Source organism: Actinocorallia sp. API 0066, assembly GCF_020991275.1.
In the GTDB taxonomy this organism is placed as follows: domain Bacteria; phylum Actinomycetota; class Actinomycetes; order Streptosporangiales; family Streptosporangiaceae; genus Actinocorallia.
On the sequence record NZ_JAJLQY010000003.1, the window covers coordinates 596,829 to 611,978 of the forward strand.

The 15,150-nt window shown below is 73.7% G+C and carries 15 protein-coding genes and 1 pseudogene; 9 read left to right on the top strand and 7 right to left on the bottom strand.

Translation table 11 applies throughout. The features are described 5' to 3' along the window. Nucleotides 1-55: 55 nt before the first annotated feature. Complete coding sequence (locus tag LO762_RS10580) at nt 56-1,435, top strand: FAD-binding oxidoreductase (protein ID WP_230614391.1); 1,380 nt, start codon at nt 56-58, stop codon at nt 1,433-1,435. A gap of 71 nt (nt 1,436-1,506) precedes the next feature. Here the strand turns inward: LO762_RS10580 and LO762_RS10585 are convergent, their stop codons facing one another. Beyond that, nucleotides 1,507-1,719, bottom strand: a complete 213-nt coding sequence (locus tag LO762_RS10585) for a hypothetical protein (protein ID WP_230614392.1) — start codon at nt 1,717-1,719, stop codon at nt 1,507-1,509. A 225-nt stretch (nt 1,720-1,944) separates the two neighbouring features. Here LO762_RS10585 and LO762_RS10590 point away from each other — a divergent pair, with 225 nt between their 5' ends. Beyond that, nucleotides 1,945-3,198, top strand: a complete 1,254-nt coding sequence (locus LO762_RS10590) for a cytochrome P450 (protein WP_230614393.1) — start codon at nt 1,945-1,947, stop codon at nt 3,196-3,198. On the opposite strand, the gene LO762_RS10595 is transcribed toward LO762_RS10590, so the two are convergent. Next, a complete protein-coding gene (locus tag LO762_RS10595) occupies nt 3,183-3,410 on the bottom strand; it encodes a hypothetical protein (protein ID WP_374201545.1) in 228 nt (75 codons plus the stop codon). The genes LO762_RS10590 and LO762_RS10595 overlap by 16 nt on opposite strands. A gap of 40 nt (nt 3,411-3,450) precedes the next feature. Here LO762_RS10595 and LO762_RS10600 point away from each other — a divergent pair, with 40 nt between their 5' ends. The 4 genes from LO762_RS10600 (at nt 3,451) to LO762_RS10610 (ending at nt 5,845) form a co-directional block, all read left to right on the top strand. Continuing rightward, the gene (locus tag LO762_RS10600) at nt 3,451-3,747 is read left to right on the top strand and encodes a hypothetical protein (RefSeq protein ID WP_230614394.1); all 297 of its coding nucleotides are present in this window, start codon (nt 3,451-3,453) and stop codon (nt 3,745-3,747) included. 37 nt (nt 3,748-3,784) lie between these two features. Next, entirely contained in the window at nt 3,785-3,988 is a 204-nt protein-coding gene (locus tag LO762_RS33425; protein ID WP_308103671.1) for a hypothetical protein, read from the top strand. 62 nt (nt 3,989-4,050) lie between these two features. Further along, nucleotides 4,051-5,007, top strand: coding sequence for a hypothetical protein (locus tag LO762_RS33430; RefSeq protein ID WP_308103673.1), 957 nt, complete (start codon nt 4,051-4,053; stop codon nt 5,005-5,007). A 37-nt stretch (nt 5,008-5,044) separates the two neighbouring features. Further along, complete coding sequence (locus LO762_RS10610; protein WP_230614395.1) at nt 5,045-5,845, top strand: MBL fold metallo-hydrolase; 801 nt, start codon at nt 5,045-5,047, stop codon at nt 5,843-5,845. On the opposite strand, the gene LO762_RS10615 is transcribed toward LO762_RS10610, so the two are convergent. Continuing rightward, nucleotides 5,821-6,993, bottom strand: coding sequence for an alkane 1-monooxygenase (locus LO762_RS10615; RefSeq protein WP_230614396.1), 1,173 nt, complete (start codon nt 6,991-6,993; stop codon nt 5,821-5,823). The genes LO762_RS10610 and LO762_RS10615 overlap by 25 nt on opposite strands. Before the next feature lie 128 nt (nt 6,994-7,121). Here LO762_RS10615 and LO762_RS10620 point away from each other — a divergent pair, with 128 nt between their 5' ends. Next, complete coding sequence (locus tag LO762_RS10620; protein WP_230614397.1) at nt 7,122-8,006, top strand: LysR family transcriptional regulator; 885 nt, start codon at nt 7,122-7,124, stop codon at nt 8,004-8,006. Here the strand turns inward: LO762_RS10620 and LO762_RS10625 are convergent. Further along, the gene (locus LO762_RS10625) at nt 8,003-8,878 is read right to left on the bottom strand and encodes a LysR family transcriptional regulator (protein WP_230614398.1); all 876 of its coding nucleotides are present in this window, start codon (nt 8,876-8,878) and stop codon (nt 8,003-8,005) included. The two genes, LO762_RS10620 and LO762_RS10625, sit on opposite strands and share 4 nt — an antisense overlap. 87 nt (nt 8,879-8,965) lie before the next feature. Between LO762_RS10625 and LO762_RS10630 the strand changes: the two genes are divergently transcribed. Together LO762_RS10630 and LO762_RS10635 are read left to right on the top strand one after the other, a co-directional pair. Further along, nucleotides 8,966-10,057: an aromatic acid exporter family protein gene (locus tag LO762_RS10630; RefSeq protein WP_230614399.1), complete on the top strand. Its 1,092-nt coding sequence runs from the start codon at nt 8,966-8,968 to the stop codon at nt 10,055-10,057. Between the two features lie 168 nt (nt 10,058-10,225). Continuing rightward, nucleotides 10,226-10,831, top strand: a pseudogene (locus LO762_RS10635) (MBL fold metallo-hydrolase); the annotation flags it as partial. 413 nt (nt 10,832-11,244) lie between these two features. On the opposite strand, the gene LO762_RS10640 reads toward LO762_RS10635, so the two are convergent. The 3 genes from LO762_RS10640 to LO762_RS10650 form a co-directional block, all read right to left on the bottom strand. Further along, entirely contained in the window at nt 11,245-12,240 is a 996-nt protein-coding gene (locus LO762_RS10640; protein ID WP_230614400.1) for an LLM class flavin-dependent oxidoreductase, read from the bottom strand. A gap of 170 nt (nt 12,241-12,410) precedes the next feature. Continuing rightward, complete coding sequence (locus tag LO762_RS33435; protein ID WP_230614401.1) at nt 12,411-14,546, bottom strand: ABC transporter permease; 2,136 nt, start codon at nt 14,544-14,546, stop codon at nt 12,411-12,413. After that, on the bottom strand, nt 14,543-15,145 hold the full coding sequence (locus LO762_RS10650; RefSeq protein WP_308103702.1) for an ABC transporter ATP-binding protein: 603 nt from the start codon (nt 15,143-15,145) through the stop codon (nt 14,543-14,545). Before LO762_RS10650 ends, LO762_RS33435 begins: the two co-directional genes overlap by 4 nt. Nucleotides 15,146-15,150: the final 5 nt, after the last annotated feature.

Sequence of the window (15,150 nt, forward strand, 5' to 3'; positions counted from 1 at the left end):
CGATTCGTCCACCAAATGGGGGGCTAGCCCCAGGGGAACCGGGGATGGCTCCTTCATGACGTCGTTCACCGACCTGCGCTCCGCGCTGCGGGGCGAGCTGGTCCTGCCCGGAGATCCCGACTACGACCGGGCGCGCGCCGTCTACAACGGCATGATCGACCGCTATCCGGCCGCCGTGGCACGGTGCCGTGACGTCGCCGACGTGATCACCTGCGTCCGGTTCGGCCGCGCGCAGGGTGTGCCGCTCGCGGTGCGCGGCGGCGGGCACAACGCCGGTGGCCTCGGCGTGTGGGACGACGCGCTCGTCATCGACCTGGGGGCGCAGCGCAGCACCACCGTCGACCCGCTGGCCAGGACCGTCCGGGTGGACGGCGGCTGCACCTGGGGCGACGTCGACCACGCCACGTCGGCGTTCGGCATGGCGACCCCGTCGGGGATCATCTCCACGACGGGCGTCGGCGGGCTGACGCTCGGCGGCGGCATCGGCAACCTGACGCGCAGGTACGGGCTCACCGTGGACAACCTGCTTTCGGCCGACGTCGTGCTCGCGGACGGCGCGCTGATCAGGACGGCGCCCGACTCGCACGACGACCTGTTCTGGGCGCTGCGCGGCGGCGGAGGCAACTTCGGCGTAGTCACGTCCTTCACCTTCCACTGCCATCCCATCGGCAAGGAGGGGATCATCGTGGGCGGGCCCGTCCTGTACCCGCTGGAGGACCTCGAAGACGTCCTGCGCTGGTACCGGGCGATCCTTCCGACGCTGCCGGAGGACCTGAACGGCTGGTTCGCGCTCGTCACCGTGCCGCCCGTCGCGCCGTTCCCGGAGGCGCTCTGGGGGCGCAGGACGTGTGGCGTCGTGTGGTGCTACTCCGGGCCACGCGATCTTGCCGACGAGGTGCTCGCGCCGGTCAGGGAGTTCGGATCGCCCCTGCTCACGGGTCTGGCGACGATGCCGTTCACCGCGCTGCAGACCGCGTTCGACGAGCTCTACCCGCCGGGCCTGCAGTGGTACTGGCGCGCCGACTTCTTCAACGAGATCACCGACGAGGCGATCGCGGTGCACCGGGAGTTCGCCGAGCGGCTGCCCACCCCGCACTCGACGATGCACCTCTACCCGATCGACGGCGCGGCCGCGCGGGTCCCGTCGGACGCGACGGCCTTCGCCTACCGGGACGGCGGCTGGGCGGGCGTCATCGTCGGCGTCGATCCCGACCCGGCGAACGCGCCGCTGCTCAGGGAGTGGGCGCGCGCCTACTGGGACGCCCTGCACGCGACGTCGGCGGGCGGCGCCTACGTGAACTTCCTGATGGACGAGGGCCAGGACAGGATCCAGGCCGCCTATCGGGGCAACTACGCGCGGCTGGCAGCCGTGAAGGCCGCTTACGACCCCGAGAACGTCTTCCACATCAACCAGAACATCCTCCCCGTCCCATGAGGAGCACCGGGGGCGGGGCCCGACACGACGGTGCCCGGGGCCTTGACGGCTCCGGGCACGGTCAACGGGGCTCACCAGTGAAGTTCGGTCTCCGCCGCCACGACGGCGTCCTCGGTGCCGGCGACGACGGGGTCGTCCACGGGCGTGTGCGTCGCGTCGGGCGCGGCGGGCCCGATGAGGGCGGCGGGCACGCCCGTCGCGATCAGGCCCGCCACCACGGCCAGCGCCCTCGGGACCGTCAGGGCGCGACGGCGCGGTCGGGAGAGCGGGAAGCTGCGGTTCACGGAACGCTCCTTCCGTCCTCCGGCGGGACTCCGCCGGACCGGCAGGTCGGCGGCGTCCGGGCGGAGCCGCCACCACTCTATGTATCCGTTTTCCGACAATAAGTAACATCTCTCAGGAAACCCCCGGAAGAATCCCACGAGTGGTCACCTCGGAAGCGGTGACGCCGGGTGCCCGGGGTGTTACAAAGGATCGGCAACGGCGGCGAGCTCCCCACGGAGGCGCACATGGGTTCCGAACTGACGATCGAGACGGCGGGCCTCGCGCTGGCCGACGCGCGCGCATACGCCGACGAGCCTCGCCTGCACGCGGCGCTCACCCTCCTGCGCCGCGAGTCCCCGGTGACGTGGGTGGAGCCCGAGGGCTACAACCCGTTCTGGGCGGTGACCAAGCACGCCGACGTCACGGAGATCGAGCGCGCCCACGACGTCTTCCTCAACGCCCCGCGCGCCCTGCTGTCCACCGCCGCGATGGACGCGCTCCAGAACGAGCAGCGGGCCAAGGGCATGGGCCTGCGCACGCTCGTCCACATGGACGACCCGCAGCACCGCGTCGTCCGCGCCATCGGCGCCGACTGGTTCCGGCCACGGGCGATGCGCGCGCTCCAGGAGCGGGTGGACGCGCTCGCGCACAGGTACGTCGAGCGGATGGCCGAACTGGGCGGTGAATGCGACTTCGTCCAGCGGATCGCCACGCACTACCCGCTGTACGTCATCCTGTCGCTGCTCGGCCTGCCCGAGTCCGACTTCCCCCGGATGCTGCGGCTCACCCAGGAGCTGTTCGGCGGCCAGGACGCCGAGCTGCGGCGCGGCGAGAGCGAGGCCGAGCAGCTGGAGACGCTGCTGGACTTCTTCGCCTACTTCAACGGCATCACCGCGGCCCGCCGCGCGCACCCGACCGACGACATGGCCTCCGCGATCGCCAACGCCTCGGTGGACGGCGCGCGCCTGTCGGACGCGGACACGGCCTCCTACTACGTGATCATCGCGACCGCCGGGCACGACACCACCAGCTCCACCATCGCCGGGGGCCTGCACGCGCTCATCGAGCACCCGGCGGAGCTGGCCAGGCTGCGCGCGGACCTCTCGCTGCTGCCGACCGCGACGGACGAGATGATCCGCTGGGTCACCCCGGTCAAGGAGTTCATGCGCACCGCCGCGCGCGACACCGAGGTGCGCGGCGTGCCCGTCGCCAAGGGACAGGCGGTGCTGCTGTCCTACCCGTCGGCCAACCGGGATGAGGAGGTGTTCGACGAGCCGTTCCGGTTCGACGTCGGCCGCGACCCGAACCGGCACCTCGCGTTCGGGGTCGGCGTGCACTACTGCCTGGGGGCGGCGCTGGCCAGGATGGAGATCCAGGCGCTGTACGCCGCCCTGCTGCCCCGGCTGCGGTCGGTGGAGCTGGCGGGCGAGCCCGAGTGGACGGCCACCACGTTCGTCGGCGGGCTGAAGCGGCTGCCGATCCGCTACACGCTCGACTGAGCGAGCGCGTCCGGCAGCGGCTCGGCGTGCACCACGGTGAGGGTCGAGACGGCGCGGGTCAGCACGACGTACAGGCGGGCGAGGCCGCGCGGCTCGGCGGCGGCGATCGCGGCGGGCTCTACGACGACCACGTTGTCGTACTCCAGGCCCTTGGCAGCAGGCGGGCCGCGTAGTCGAGCACCTCGCGCGGTAGCGGCGGGCGCCGCCGTCACCTACCCTGTACTGAGAGCCCCTCACGCCCAGGAGACACGCATGACGCACTCCGGCGGCCACGCACCCGGTGCCTTCGGCTACACGGGCGCACCCGTAGCACCCACCTGGACCTGCTGGTGGACCCCCCAGCAGGGGGGGCTGGTAGCCGAGAGCCAGTCCGTCAGGGACGCCTGGGACCAGATGCGCACCCGGACACGCACGACAGCCGCTCCCCCGCCCGCGCCCCAACTCCTGGAAGTCATCTGCGGCCAGTGCAGCGGCTCCAAGGGCTGGTGGGTAGGCGACGCCTACCACAAGTGCGGCACGTGCGGCGGCAAGGGAACCGTCACAAAGTAGCCGCCGTCGACCGCAGCCCTGACCGGCCTGCCTCGGGGTGAGCTTCGGCCACACCTGGTCGACCACCGCCTTCACCGGCCTGCCTCGGGTGACGGCGTCGTGCGTCCTGTCGTCGGGCGCCTCGCCGCGCCGCTCCATCTGGACGAGCACCCGGTGCGCCAGCCTGCGGGCGAGCGCCTCGCGGCCCGCGGCGTACCGCGTCGTCCCGCGCAGCTCGGAGACGAGTTCGCGCACCTCGTAATCCGGGATGCGGTAGCGTGCGGCGCCCTTGACGACGAGTAGGCCGTCCTCCGGACGGTTCAGATGCAGCCACAGCGCCTTGCGGAGCACGTCGGCCAGGCGCGGGTCGCCCTTGAGCGCGGCGCGCTCGACCGGCTCCGTCGCGGTGGGGCCGCCGAGCAGGTCCGCGACGGTCGCCTGGTCCACCTTGACCTCGCCCAAGGCGGGCAGCACGTCGCCGATGTAGGACAGGAAGGCCCGGTTCGGCCCGACGATGAGCACGCCCGACCGGCTCAGCCGCTCCCGGTGCGTGAACAGCAGATAGGCGGCCCGGTGAAGGCCGACCGCGGTCTTGCCGGTGCCGGGGGCGCCCTGGACGCAGACGGTACGGCCGAGTTCGGCCCTGACGATGACGTCCTGCTCCGGCTGGATCGTCGCGACGATGTCGCGCATCGGCCCGGTGCGCGGCCGCTCGATCTCCTCGGTGAGCAGCCGGGACGCGGCGAGGTCGCGACCGTCCAGGTGCTCGTCCTCGAACGCGGTGAGCGCGCCGCCCCGGAACCCGAAGCGGCGCCGCCGGGCGACGCCCATCGGGGTGCGCGGCCCGGCCTGGTAGAAGGCGCGCGAGACGGGCGCGCGCCAGTCCAGCACGAGGGCGGCGCCTTCGTCATCGTGGACGTGCCTGCGTCCGACGTAGACGGTTTCGGGAAGGTCGGACCCGTCGGCGTGGTCGAGCCGACCGAAGAACAGCGGGGTGTCGGGGTGGTCGGCCAGGGCCCTGATGCGCAGGTCGAGCAGGGATTCGAGGACCTGCTTGGAGACCCAGTCTCCCGCCGCGTCGGCCGACAGGGACGCGGCGTGCTCCCGCATCCGCCGCAGTGCCTCGCGCGCGCGGTCCAGGTGGGCGCGCTCGGCCATGAGCGTCCCCGTTACGTCGGCCTCTCCGGACATGCGTCAGCTCCTTGTCAAGATCCAGGCGAACTTTCGAGGCTACTCGCGCATTCTGGTGAGGGCGAACGGATTAAACCCGTCGTCCTGTGACAATCCGCGTGCCCTGGGGATCGGCGAGAATCCCGTCATGAAGGTCCATCACCTTAACTGCGGCACCCTGCGTGTGCCCGGCTCCCCGTTGGTCTGCCACGTGTTGCTCGTGGAGACCGACGACGCGGGGCTCGTCCTCGTGGACACCGGGTTCGGGCTCCAGGACGTCGCCTCCCCCCGGCGGCGGCTCGGCGCGCTCCGGCACGTCATCAGGCCGCTGCTCGACCCGGCGGAGACCGCGGCCCGGCAGGTCGAGCGGCTCGGGTTCCGGCGCTCGGACGTGCGGCACATCGTGCTCACCCACTTCGACCTCGACCACATCGGCGGGATCGCGGACTTCCCCGACGCCCAGATCCACGTCACGGCCGACGAGGCGCGCGGCGCGGTGCACGCCCCGTCCCGGCGCGAGCGGAGCCGCTACCGTGCCGCTCAGTGGGCGCACGGGCCCAGGCTGGTCGAGCACCCGGCCGAGGGCGAGCCGTGGCGCGGGTTCACCGCCGCGCGGGAGATCATCGCGCCGGGGCTGCTGCTCCTGCCGCTGCCCGGCCACACCCGTGGCCACGCGGCGGTGGCGGTGGACGCGGGCGGCCGGTGGGTCGTGCACTGCGGCGACGCCTTCTATTGGCGCGGCACCCTGGACGGCTCGGGCACCCCGTTCGCGCTGCGCGCCTCGGAGGCGGCCGTGGCGTTCGACCGCGCGCTGGTCCGGGCCAACCACACGCGGCTCGCCGCCCTGCACCGGCGCGGCGAGCCCGATCTTGTCCTCGTGTCCGCGCACGACCCCGTCCTGTTGGAGCGGGCGCGTCGGGCGGCTCAGGAGGGCGGCGTCACCCCGTAGGCGGCGTGCTTGCCCGGCTGGATGTGGGCCAGGGAGGCGTCGCCCCCGTAGTGCGCGATGACGCGCTTGTCCATGACGCGCCGCCACAGCGGCGGGACGTAGGCGAGGCGCGTCATCGCCGCGTAGCCGAGAGGCAGTTCGGGCGCCTCCGCCCAGCTGCGGAGCGTCTGGTAGCGCCGGACGGGATGGGCGTGGTGGTCGCTGTGCCTCTGGAGGTGGAACAGCAGGATGTTGGAGGCGATGGCGTCGCTGTTCCAGCTGTGCCTTGGCGCGCACCGCTCGTACCGTCCGGCGGGGGTCCGCTGCCGCAGTAGGCCGTAGTGCTCGATGTAGTTCACCACCTCCAGGGCGGCGAACCCGAAGACCGCCTGGACGAGCAGGTAGGGCAGGACGCCGATCCCGAAGACGGCCATGAGGGCGCCGTACAGGACGAGCGTGAGGGCCCATGCGTTGAGCACGTCGTTGCGGGGCGTCCAGGGGCCGCTCCCCAGCCGGGCCAGGCGGCGCCGCTCCAGCCCCCACGCGGAGCGGACGCTGCCGACGACGGTCCTGGGCAGGAAGCGGTAGAAGCTCTCGCCGAGCCGGGCGCTGGCGGGGTCCTCGGGGGTGGCGACCCGTACGTGGTGGCCCCGGTTGTGCTCGATGAAGAAGTGCCCGTAGGCGGTCTGGGCCAGTGCGATCTTCGCGAGCCTGCGTTCCAGCGCCTCCTTCTTGTGGCCGAGCTCGTGCGCCGCGTTGATGGCGACGCCGCCCACGACGCTGATGGAGAGCGTCAGGAGGATCTTCTCCCAGAGGGGGACGTCGCCTTGGGCCCAGATCCAGCAGGCGAGGACGAGCCCCGCGTACTGGAGCGGCAGGTAGGCCCACACGCACCAGCGGTAGTAGCGCTGGCCCTCAAGCCAGGCCAGGACGCTGTCGGGCGGGTTGTCGGAGTCCTTGCCGAAGAAGGCGTCGAGCGCGGGGCTGACGACGATGAGCAGGAACGGGCCGAGGGCCCAGAAGGCGCCCCAGCCGGTGGCCTCCACGAGGCCGTAGGAGACGAGTGGCGCTGCGGGGATCGCGAGCCCCAGCGGCCACAGGTATTTCTTCCGGTCCTTCCACTGCGCGGTCCCACCGGTGCCGTGCGCGGCGACCGTCTCGGCCGTCATGGCGCCCCCTCCGTACGTACGACCTAAGGTTGTTTACACCGTACGTACGGTCGCACGCGGGGCCGTTGGTGTCAACGCCCTGAAAGCTCTGCCTTATGGGGGATCCGGGCGGGCGTAAGGTGCCCGGTATGAGGCCCCGGCAGCTTGAGTACGTGGTGGCCGTCGCCGCCGAAGGGTCGTTCACCGACGGGGCGCGGGCCGCGCGGGTGAGCCAGCCCGCGCTCTCCCACCAGGTCAAGGCGCTGGAACAGGAGCTGGGGCGCGCCCTGTTCGTCAGGACCCCCGAGGGGGCGGTGCCGACGCCGGAGGGCGAACGGTTCCTGCCGCACGCGCGCGCCGCGCTCACCGCGTACCGGGCAGCGGCGGAGGCCGCGCGGGCCGCCGCCCGGCTGGAGGGCGGCGAACTGAGGGTGGCGGCGCTGCACTCGATGGCGATGGGCCTCGTGCCGCCCGCGCTCGGCGCGTGGCGGCGCGCGCATCCGGCGGTCCGGGTGGCGCTCACCGAGTACGCCCACATCGACCTGCTGGCCGAGGCGATGGCCGGGGGCGAGGCCGACATCGCCGTCGGGACCGACCCGGAGGGCTGGCCGGGGCCCCGGCACGTCCTGGGCGAGGAAGAGCTGTTGCTCGTCCTGCCCGCTGACGAGCCCCTGCTACGCCGTCCCGGAGGCGTGCCCCTGGCGCTGCTGGCCGACCGGCCCTGGGTGCTCTACGCGGCCGACTTCGGGCTGTCCCCGCTCGTCGCGCGGGCGTTCGCCCAGGCCGGGTTCGCGCCGCGGGCCGCCGCCCGGGTGCACCACACCGCGACGGCCGTCGAGCTCGCCGCCGCGGGCCTCGGCCCCGCCCTGGTGCCCGCCGACGTCATCGGCGCCCGGCACGCGGCGCACACCGCCCGTCCGGCGACGCCGGTGGTCCGCCGCCTCGTCGCCTTCACCCGTCCCGACCCCTCCCCCGCCGCCCTGGCGTTCACCGCCCTCCTCGCCGCCCAGACGGCCCGCCCCGTGACGTCCTAGGCGGGCGTCGTCAGCAGGGTCTCGATGAAGCTCGTGGCGGCCGGGGAGGGCGAGCCGGACAGGTAGGCGGCGAGGACACGGCGGACGGGCGGGATGGGCCGGAGGACGGCTACGGGCAGCTGTGGTTCGAGGACTCCGGCGGGGACGAGGGCGGGGCCGAGCCCTGCGGCGGCGAGCTGGAGGGCGGTGGCGCTGTGGTGGGTGCGGACCGCGGCGGTCGGCTCGAAGCCCGCCTCCGCGCAGGCCCCGGCGACGAGCGGGGCCAGCGCGTTGCCCGTGTCGTACAGGACCCAGGGCCGGTCGGCGAGCTCGCGCAGGGCGAGCCTCTCCCGCCCGGCGAGCGGGTCGCCCTCGGGCAGCACAAGGACGAGTTCCTCCTCGCCGAGCGGGTGCACGGGGCCGTCCCAGCGCGCGGGCAGGGGTCCGACGCCCAGGTCGGCGCCGCCCGCCGCCACGTGCCGTTCCAGGGCCGTCCCGGAGGCGAACTCGGCGACCTCCACCTCCGCGCCGGGGTGCCCGGCCAGCCAGACCCGGACGGCGGGCGGCACAACGCCGAGCGCGATCGAGTACATGGTCGCGATCCGCAGCACGACCGGGCCCGGCTCCCCCGCGCCCGTCCTACGGGCCAACCGGGCGCTGCGTAGGGCGGCGACGGCGTGCGGCAGGTACTCGCGGCCCATCGGGGTGAGCAGGACCCGGCCCGAACGGACGCGGCCCGCCGTCCGCTCCAGCAGAGGCACCCCCACGTCCTTCTCCAGCGCCCTGATCTGGTGCGAGAGCGTGGGTTGTGTCACCCCGAGCCGTTCGGCGGCCGCGCTGAACGAACCCTCCTCCACCACGGCGACCAGGTACTCCATCCTGCGGAAGCTCACCCTTCGAGCTTCCCATAAACATCTTCTATGGCTCTTGGTCACTCCGTGTCTTTGACGTATGGGCGGCGGGCGCCGATCGTTAGGGACATGACAGCGCTCGCAGAGAACCTGACCGCCCGGACCGAAAGGCTGCGCGCCATGGCGCTGCCGATCGTCCAGTGCGCGGTCGCGGCGGCGCTGGCGTGGCTCGTCGCGGCCGGGGCGCTCGGCCACGACCGGCCGTTCTTCGCGCCGATCGCCGTCGTGCTGTGCATCGGGGTCGGCCTGGGCACCCGGAGGCGGCGCGTGCTGGAACTCGTCGCCGGGGTCAGCGTGGGCGTCGGGGTGGGCGACCTGCTGATCTCGACGATAGGCGGCGGCGCGTGGCAGATCGCCCTTGTCGTCGCGCTCGCGATGGCCGTCTCGGTGCTGCTGGACGGCGGCGCCCTCATCTCGCTCCAGGCCGGATCGTCGGCCGTGCTCGTCGCCACGCTGCTGCCGCCGGGCGGCACGGGCGGCCTCGACCGGATGGTGGACGCGCTCGTCGGCGGGCTCATCGGGCTCGTCGTGATCGCGCTGCTGCCCGCCAACCCGTCGGGCCTGGCCGCCAAGGCGATCCGCGAACTGTTGGAGGAGGTCTCCGCCGCGCTGGAGGCGGCGGCGGCCGCGCTGCGCGAAGGCGACCCCGGGCGGGCCGCCGCGGCCCTGGACCGTGCCCGTGGCTCGCAGAAGGCGGTGGACGCCTACCGGGACACCCTGACCACCGCCCGCGAGATCGCCGCGCTGTCCCCGCTGCACCGGGGCCGCCGCGCCCGCCTCGACGCGTTCGCCACCGCCGCCGAACCCCTCGACCGCGCCCTGCGCAACACACGGGTGCTGCTCAGGCACACCGTCGCGATGATCGAGAAGGGTGAGAAGACGCCCGAGCTGCTCGCCGTCGGGATGGACGACCTCGCGCGGGAGGCGGCGCGGCTCAGCGAGGAGCTGGTGCGCGGCGAGACGCCCGTGCTCACCCGCAAGGCGCTGCGCCGGGCGGCGGCCCGCCTCGACCCGGTGCCTCTGCCGCCGCTCGGATTCTCCGCCCACGTCGTCCTCGCCCAGCTGCGCTCCCTCACCGTCGACCTCCTGGAGGCCACCGGCGAGGACCACGCCGGAGCGCTCGCCGCGTTCCCGCACCGGCCCGCCGCCCGCGCCTCCTGACCACTCCCGGCCCACGCCAGGTGTGGCGGAATGGGCGGTTTGAGAGGTTCGCTCGATCTCACCGGTGATCGCGCGGGCGTACGATGCTGTGATGCAGGTCTCAGCCACCCCCCGGAACCACGGCGGCGAGAGGGCAGCCGCATGAGGAGCCCGCTGGCCCGGCCCAGCATGACCCTGTACGCGGCGCTGGCGACCCCGGGGCCGCCGCCGGAGGGTCCCACGGCGTCGGGGGTGCGGGCGGTCTTCCTCGGCACGAGCACGCTGCTGCTGCGCGACGCCCGGCACACCATCCTGATCGACGGGTTCTTCAGCAGGCCGCCGCTGTGGCGGCTGGCGGCCCGGCCCATCGCCCCCGACGAGCGCACCATCGACGCGTGCCTGACGCGAGCCGGGGTGACGAAGCTCGACGCCGTGCTGTGCGCGCACTCCCACTACGACCACGCCCTCGACGCGCCCGTCATCGCCCGCAAGTACGGCGCCCGCCTCTACGGCTCCGACTCCACGGTGAACATCGGCCGGGGGTACGGGCTGCCGCAGGAACTCCTCGTGGAGGCGGGCGACGGAGCGGTGTTCGCCTTCGGGGACTTCAGGGTGACGTTCGTGCATGCGCTGCACAGCCCCGGAGACGTCGCCGAGGGGGCCGTCACGGAGCCGCTGACGCCGCCCGCCCCCTACCGGGCGTGGAAGTCGGGCCAGTGCTTCTCGTTCTTCGTCCGGCACCCGGCCGGTTCGCTGCTGGTGCACCCGAGCGCCAACCACGTCCCCGGCAAGCTCGCCGACTTCCACGCGGACACGGCCTACCTCAGCGTCGGCCGCCTGGGCGGGCAGCCTCCCGGGTGGCGCGAGGAGTACTGGCGCGAGACGGTCACCGCGACCGATCCCGCCACCGTCCTCCCGATCCACTGGGACGACTTCACCAGCCCACTCACCCGCCCCCTACGCGCGATGCCCTACTTCATGGACGACGTGGCGGCCGCCCTCGACTTCGTGGAGGAGCGCTGCCGCCGCGACCGCCGCACCCTCGTCCTGCCCACCGCCTGGCAGGAAGTGGACCCGTTCGGGAAATGGCGCTTACCCGAGCAGCCCGGCTCGGGGGTCGTGGCGGCCGTCCGGGTGGACGGCCGCACGGGCCTGGCGCGGCGTTCGGGACCCGGCGGGAGGATCTCCGATCTTGCGGAGGTAACGCGTTATACCGGGAGGGACATCGCGGCAGCGGTCAGCTCGACCGAGCGGAGGCGGTCGGGGAGGTTCTGGGCCGGGTGGGTGACGATGACCTCGTCGGCGGCCGTGGAGGCGGCGAAGTCTTCCAGGTAGGCGCGGACCTCGTCGGGGGTGCCGACCGCCGTGTAGCGCGTCATGTTGGTGAGCTGGCGGCCGTTCGGGGAGGCGAGGAACGCGTCGATCTCGGCGTCGCTGAAGTCGGCGCCGCCCATCGGGCCGCGCGCGATCATCATCCGGGCGCGGGCCCGGTAGGCGACGGTCTTCTGCTCGACGGCGGCGGCGTGGTCGGCGGCGGCGAAGACGTTCGCGGCGACGATCAGATGCGGCTCCGCGAGATGCTCGGACGGCTTGAAGGTGTCCCGGTACAGGCCGGACGCCTCGTGCAGGTGGTCGGGCGCGAAGTGGGACGCGAACGCGTAGGGCAGTCCGAGCCGCGCCGCGAGCTGCGCGCCGAACAGCGACGAGCCCAGGATGTACAGCGGCACCGCCTGGTCGGCCACCGGGACCGCCTCCACGCCCGGCACCAGCGACCTGCCCGCGAGGTAGCCCTGGAGCTCCAGGACGTCCTGGGGGAACGTGTCGGCTGAGGTGTTGTCGCGGCGCAGCGCCCGCATGGTCCGCTGGTCGGTGCCGGGGGCGCGGCCGAGGCCGAGGTCGATCCGGCCGGGGAACAGCGTCTCCAGGGTGCCGAACTGCTCGGCGATCACCAGCGGCGAGTGGTTCGGCAGCATGACCCCGCCGGAGCCCAGCCTGATCGTCTCGGTGCGCGCGGCGACGTACCCGATGAGCACGCTCGTCGCGGTCGAGGCGATCGCCCTCATGTTGTGGTGCTCGGCGTACCAGACGCGCCGGTAGCCGGTGCGCTCCGCGGTCCTGGCGAGCGCGACGCTGGCCTCGAAGCTCTCGCGGGGCCGCTGCCCCTTGGCCACGGGCGCGAGGTCCAGTATGGACAGTGCCGTCATCAGTCGCCTTCCTACGGTCGGGATCCCGTGGATCGCCGGGAGTTCAGGGGTGGGAAACCGTAGGAGGGACAACCTTCCGGGGCTTCGGCTTCTTCCCGGCGTCCCCGTGTGAGCCACGTCTCAGGACGCCCGCGCCCGCCCGGACGGCTCCCGGGCGGGCGTAGGGCGGTTCACTCGAAGCGGGTCGTGGTGAGGCCGGTGTTGCGGCGGACCAGGGACGTCGCGGCGTACGTCGCGGCGAGGGTGAGGGCGAGGCCCGCCGCCAGGGTGAGGAAGAACAGCGGGTCGGGCCAGCCCATGGTCAGCCGGTCGTTGCCGAGGCCCTCCAGGATCATCCAGGCGACCGTGAAGCCCGCGCCGAGCGACAGCAGGAGGACGGCCCCGAGCGGCACGGCCGTCTCGTAGACGATCGTCCTGCGCAGCACGGCGGGCGGCATCCCCATGAGCCGCATGAGGCCGAGGACGCGCCTCCGGTCCAGCATCGCCGAGGCCGTCGAGACGGCGAGGGAGACGCCCGCGATGAGGATCGCGACGAAGACGCCCGTGTAGGCGAGGCGCGCGAGGTTGCCGACGACGCCGCGCAGCCCCAGGTCGGCCAGGTCGGCGCGGGACAGGCCCGGCGTCGCGGCCACACCGGAGAGGCTGAGCGACGTCCTGGTCCGCTCGATCGCCGTCGCGCTTCCGTCCGTGAGGGCGAACAGCGCGGCCGGTTCGAGCCCTTGCGGGGCCGTCGTGGGGACTGCCTTCGCGGGCTCGTCAGGGGAGGCGTCGACGAACGCGGGCAGATCGAACCGGACGTGTCCCCGCGCAGGCAGGCCGGTGAAGCCGAGCGACCGTGCGTCGGCGACGGAGACGAAGACGGAGCCCCGCTCGTCGGGCCGGGCGTAGGCCACCACGACGCGCTCCGCCTCGATCCCCTTGAGCGCGCGCGGGGTGACCCGCTCCGGGTCCACGGAAGCGAACAGGCTGCCTACCGGGGACAGCCCTGGACCGGCGTCGGGGGTCGTCACCTGGTCGACCGAACTCGCCGACCCGGCGAAGACGGCGACGGTGAAGACCGCGACGACCATGCCGCTCGCCGCGCGGAACGTGGCGGCGGGCGTCGCCCGGATCCGGCCGCCCGCGATGACCGACGCCGCGCCGCCCGCGCGACGCTCCAGGAGCCGTCCGGCCAGCAGCGTCAGCCACGGGCCGACCACCACGATGCCCGCGATCGTCACGGCGAAGCCGCCGATCAGGAGCGGCTGCACCAGGTCGCCCGGCACGGGCGCGAGCGTGCCCGCCGCCATCACCGCCAGGCCCGCGAGCAGCGGCAGCGCGCGCGGCGCGGTGGGGACGCGCTCGCGGCGCTGCCGGGCCGCGCCGAGCGGGCCGATGTCGGCGCGGCGGATCCGCCAGGCGGCGGCGCCCGCCGCGCCCACCGCCATGACCGCGACGACGAGCGGCGCGAACCCCGGCGGCACCGCGAGGTCGGCGGCGTACAGCCTGCCGTCGCCGAGCGGCAGCAGCGCCGCGACGGGCCGCAGCGCCCACGCCAGGAGCGCCCCCGCGAGGCCCCCGGCGAGCGCGACGGCGCCCATCTCCCACGCGGCGAGGCGGGCCAGCGCGCCCGGGGTCGCGCCGATGAGGCGCAGCGTCGCGAACCGCTCGGCGCGGGCGGCGGCGCCGAGCCGGGTGGCGATCCCGACGAGCAGCAGCACCGGGAAGAAGATCGCGATGCCGCCCATGAGCATCACGGCCCGGATGGATCCGCCACGCGGCGTCGCCTTGTCGTCGAACCCCTTGACGGTGCTGACCGAGACGGCGGAGGCCGCCCGTTCAGGGGTCGTGCCCGCGACGACGACGAGGGCGTCCGGGCCGGGAAGAACGGATGCGGGGAGCGTGCCCACGGAGGTGCCGTAGCGGTCCCGGAGTTCGGCGTCAGGGGTCCGGTCGATGAGGCGCCGCATCGCGGGCGAGGCGTAGTAGGTGCCCTGCCTGGGCGGCGTCCCCACACCGGGAAGGGTGACCGTCGTGTCCTGCGTGACGGAGATGGTCCGCAGGAGGACGGGCGCGCCCCGGTGGTAGTCGGTGGACCACGCCCACAGCGCCTCGCCCTTACCGGGCCGGCCTGGCTCGCCCTCGGATTCCGTGCCCACGGTGTACAGCCACGCCGAGCGGTTCTCCCGTTCCTGGAGGCCGCCCCCGGCCCCCCACACCAGCAGGAAGGCGGCGACGCCCAGGGCCACGCCCACCCCGATGGCGACGAGGCGGCGCACGGACGACCGGCTGCCGAGCAGCGCAAGCCGGGCGGACGCGGCGTTCACACGACCACCGCGCCGATCCCGCCGTCCCGCACGATGACCTCGCGGTCGGCGTGCGCCGCGGTGCGCGGGTCGTGCGTGATGAGCACGACCGTCGTGCCGTCCGCGCGGACCAGGTCGAGCATCGCGGTGAGCACGCGCTCGGCCGCCAGTGAGTCGAGCGATCCCGTCGGCTCGTCCGCGAAGAGCACCTTGGGGCGGGTGACCAGCGCGCGCGCTATCGCGACCCGCTGGGCCTGGCCGCCGGACAGCTCCGTGGGGTACTTCGCCTCCGCGCCCGCAAGGTCGAGCCGCGCCAGCGCGGCGTAAGCGGCGGTGCGCGCCTTCGCCCGTGACGCCCCGGCCAGCAGGAGCGGGAGGGCGACGTTGTCGGCGGCGGTCAGCTCGGGCAGCAACTGGCCGAACTGGAACACAAACCCGAAGTCGGTGAGGCGCAGCCTGCTGCGGGCGTCCTCGTCGAGCGCGGAGATGGTGCGGCCCGCGAACTCGACGGTGCCCGCGTCCGGCGTGAGCACCCCGGCCAGGCAGTGCAGGAGCGTGGACTTGCCCGAGCACAGGACTTTGCACTTCTTTTCGGCCGACTTACGGGCCGAGAGGTACAGAGGGA

Excerpts from the sequence above, each read along its gene's own strand:
- LO762_RS10580 (WP_230614391.1), top strand. The coding sequence starts at position 56 with ATGACGTCGTTCACCGACCTGCGCTCCGCGCTGCGGGGCGAGCTGGTC.
- LO762_RS10590 (WP_230614393.1), top strand. The coding sequence starts at position 1,945 with ATGGGTTCCGAACTGACGATCGAGACGGCGGGCCTCGCGCTGGCCGAC.
- LO762_RS10600 (WP_230614394.1), top strand. The coding sequence starts at position 3,451 with ATGACGCACTCCGGCGGCCACGCACCCGGTGCCTTCGGCTACACGGGC.
- LO762_RS33430 (WP_308103673.1), top strand. The coding sequence starts at position 4,051 with ATGCAGCCACAGCGCCTTGCGGAGCACGTCGGCCAGGCGCGGGTCGCC.
- LO762_RS10610 (WP_230614395.1), top strand. The coding sequence starts at position 5,045 with ATGAAGGTCCATCACCTTAACTGCGGCACCCTGCGTGTGCCCGGCTCC.
- LO762_RS10615 (WP_230614396.1), bottom strand. The coding sequence starts at position 6,993 with ATGACGGCCGAGACGGTCGCCGCGCACGGCACCGGTGGGACCGCGCAG.
- LO762_RS10620 (WP_230614397.1), top strand. The coding sequence starts at position 7,122 with ATGAGGCCCCGGCAGCTTGAGTACGTGGTGGCCGTCGCCGCCGAAGGG.
- LO762_RS10630 (WP_230614399.1), top strand. The coding sequence starts at position 8,966 with ATGACAGCGCTCGCAGAGAACCTGACCGCCCGGACCGAAAGGCTGCGC.
- LO762_RS10640 (WP_230614400.1), bottom strand. The coding sequence starts at position 12,240 with ATGACGGCACTGTCCATACTGGACCTCGCGCCCGTGGCCAAGGGGCAG.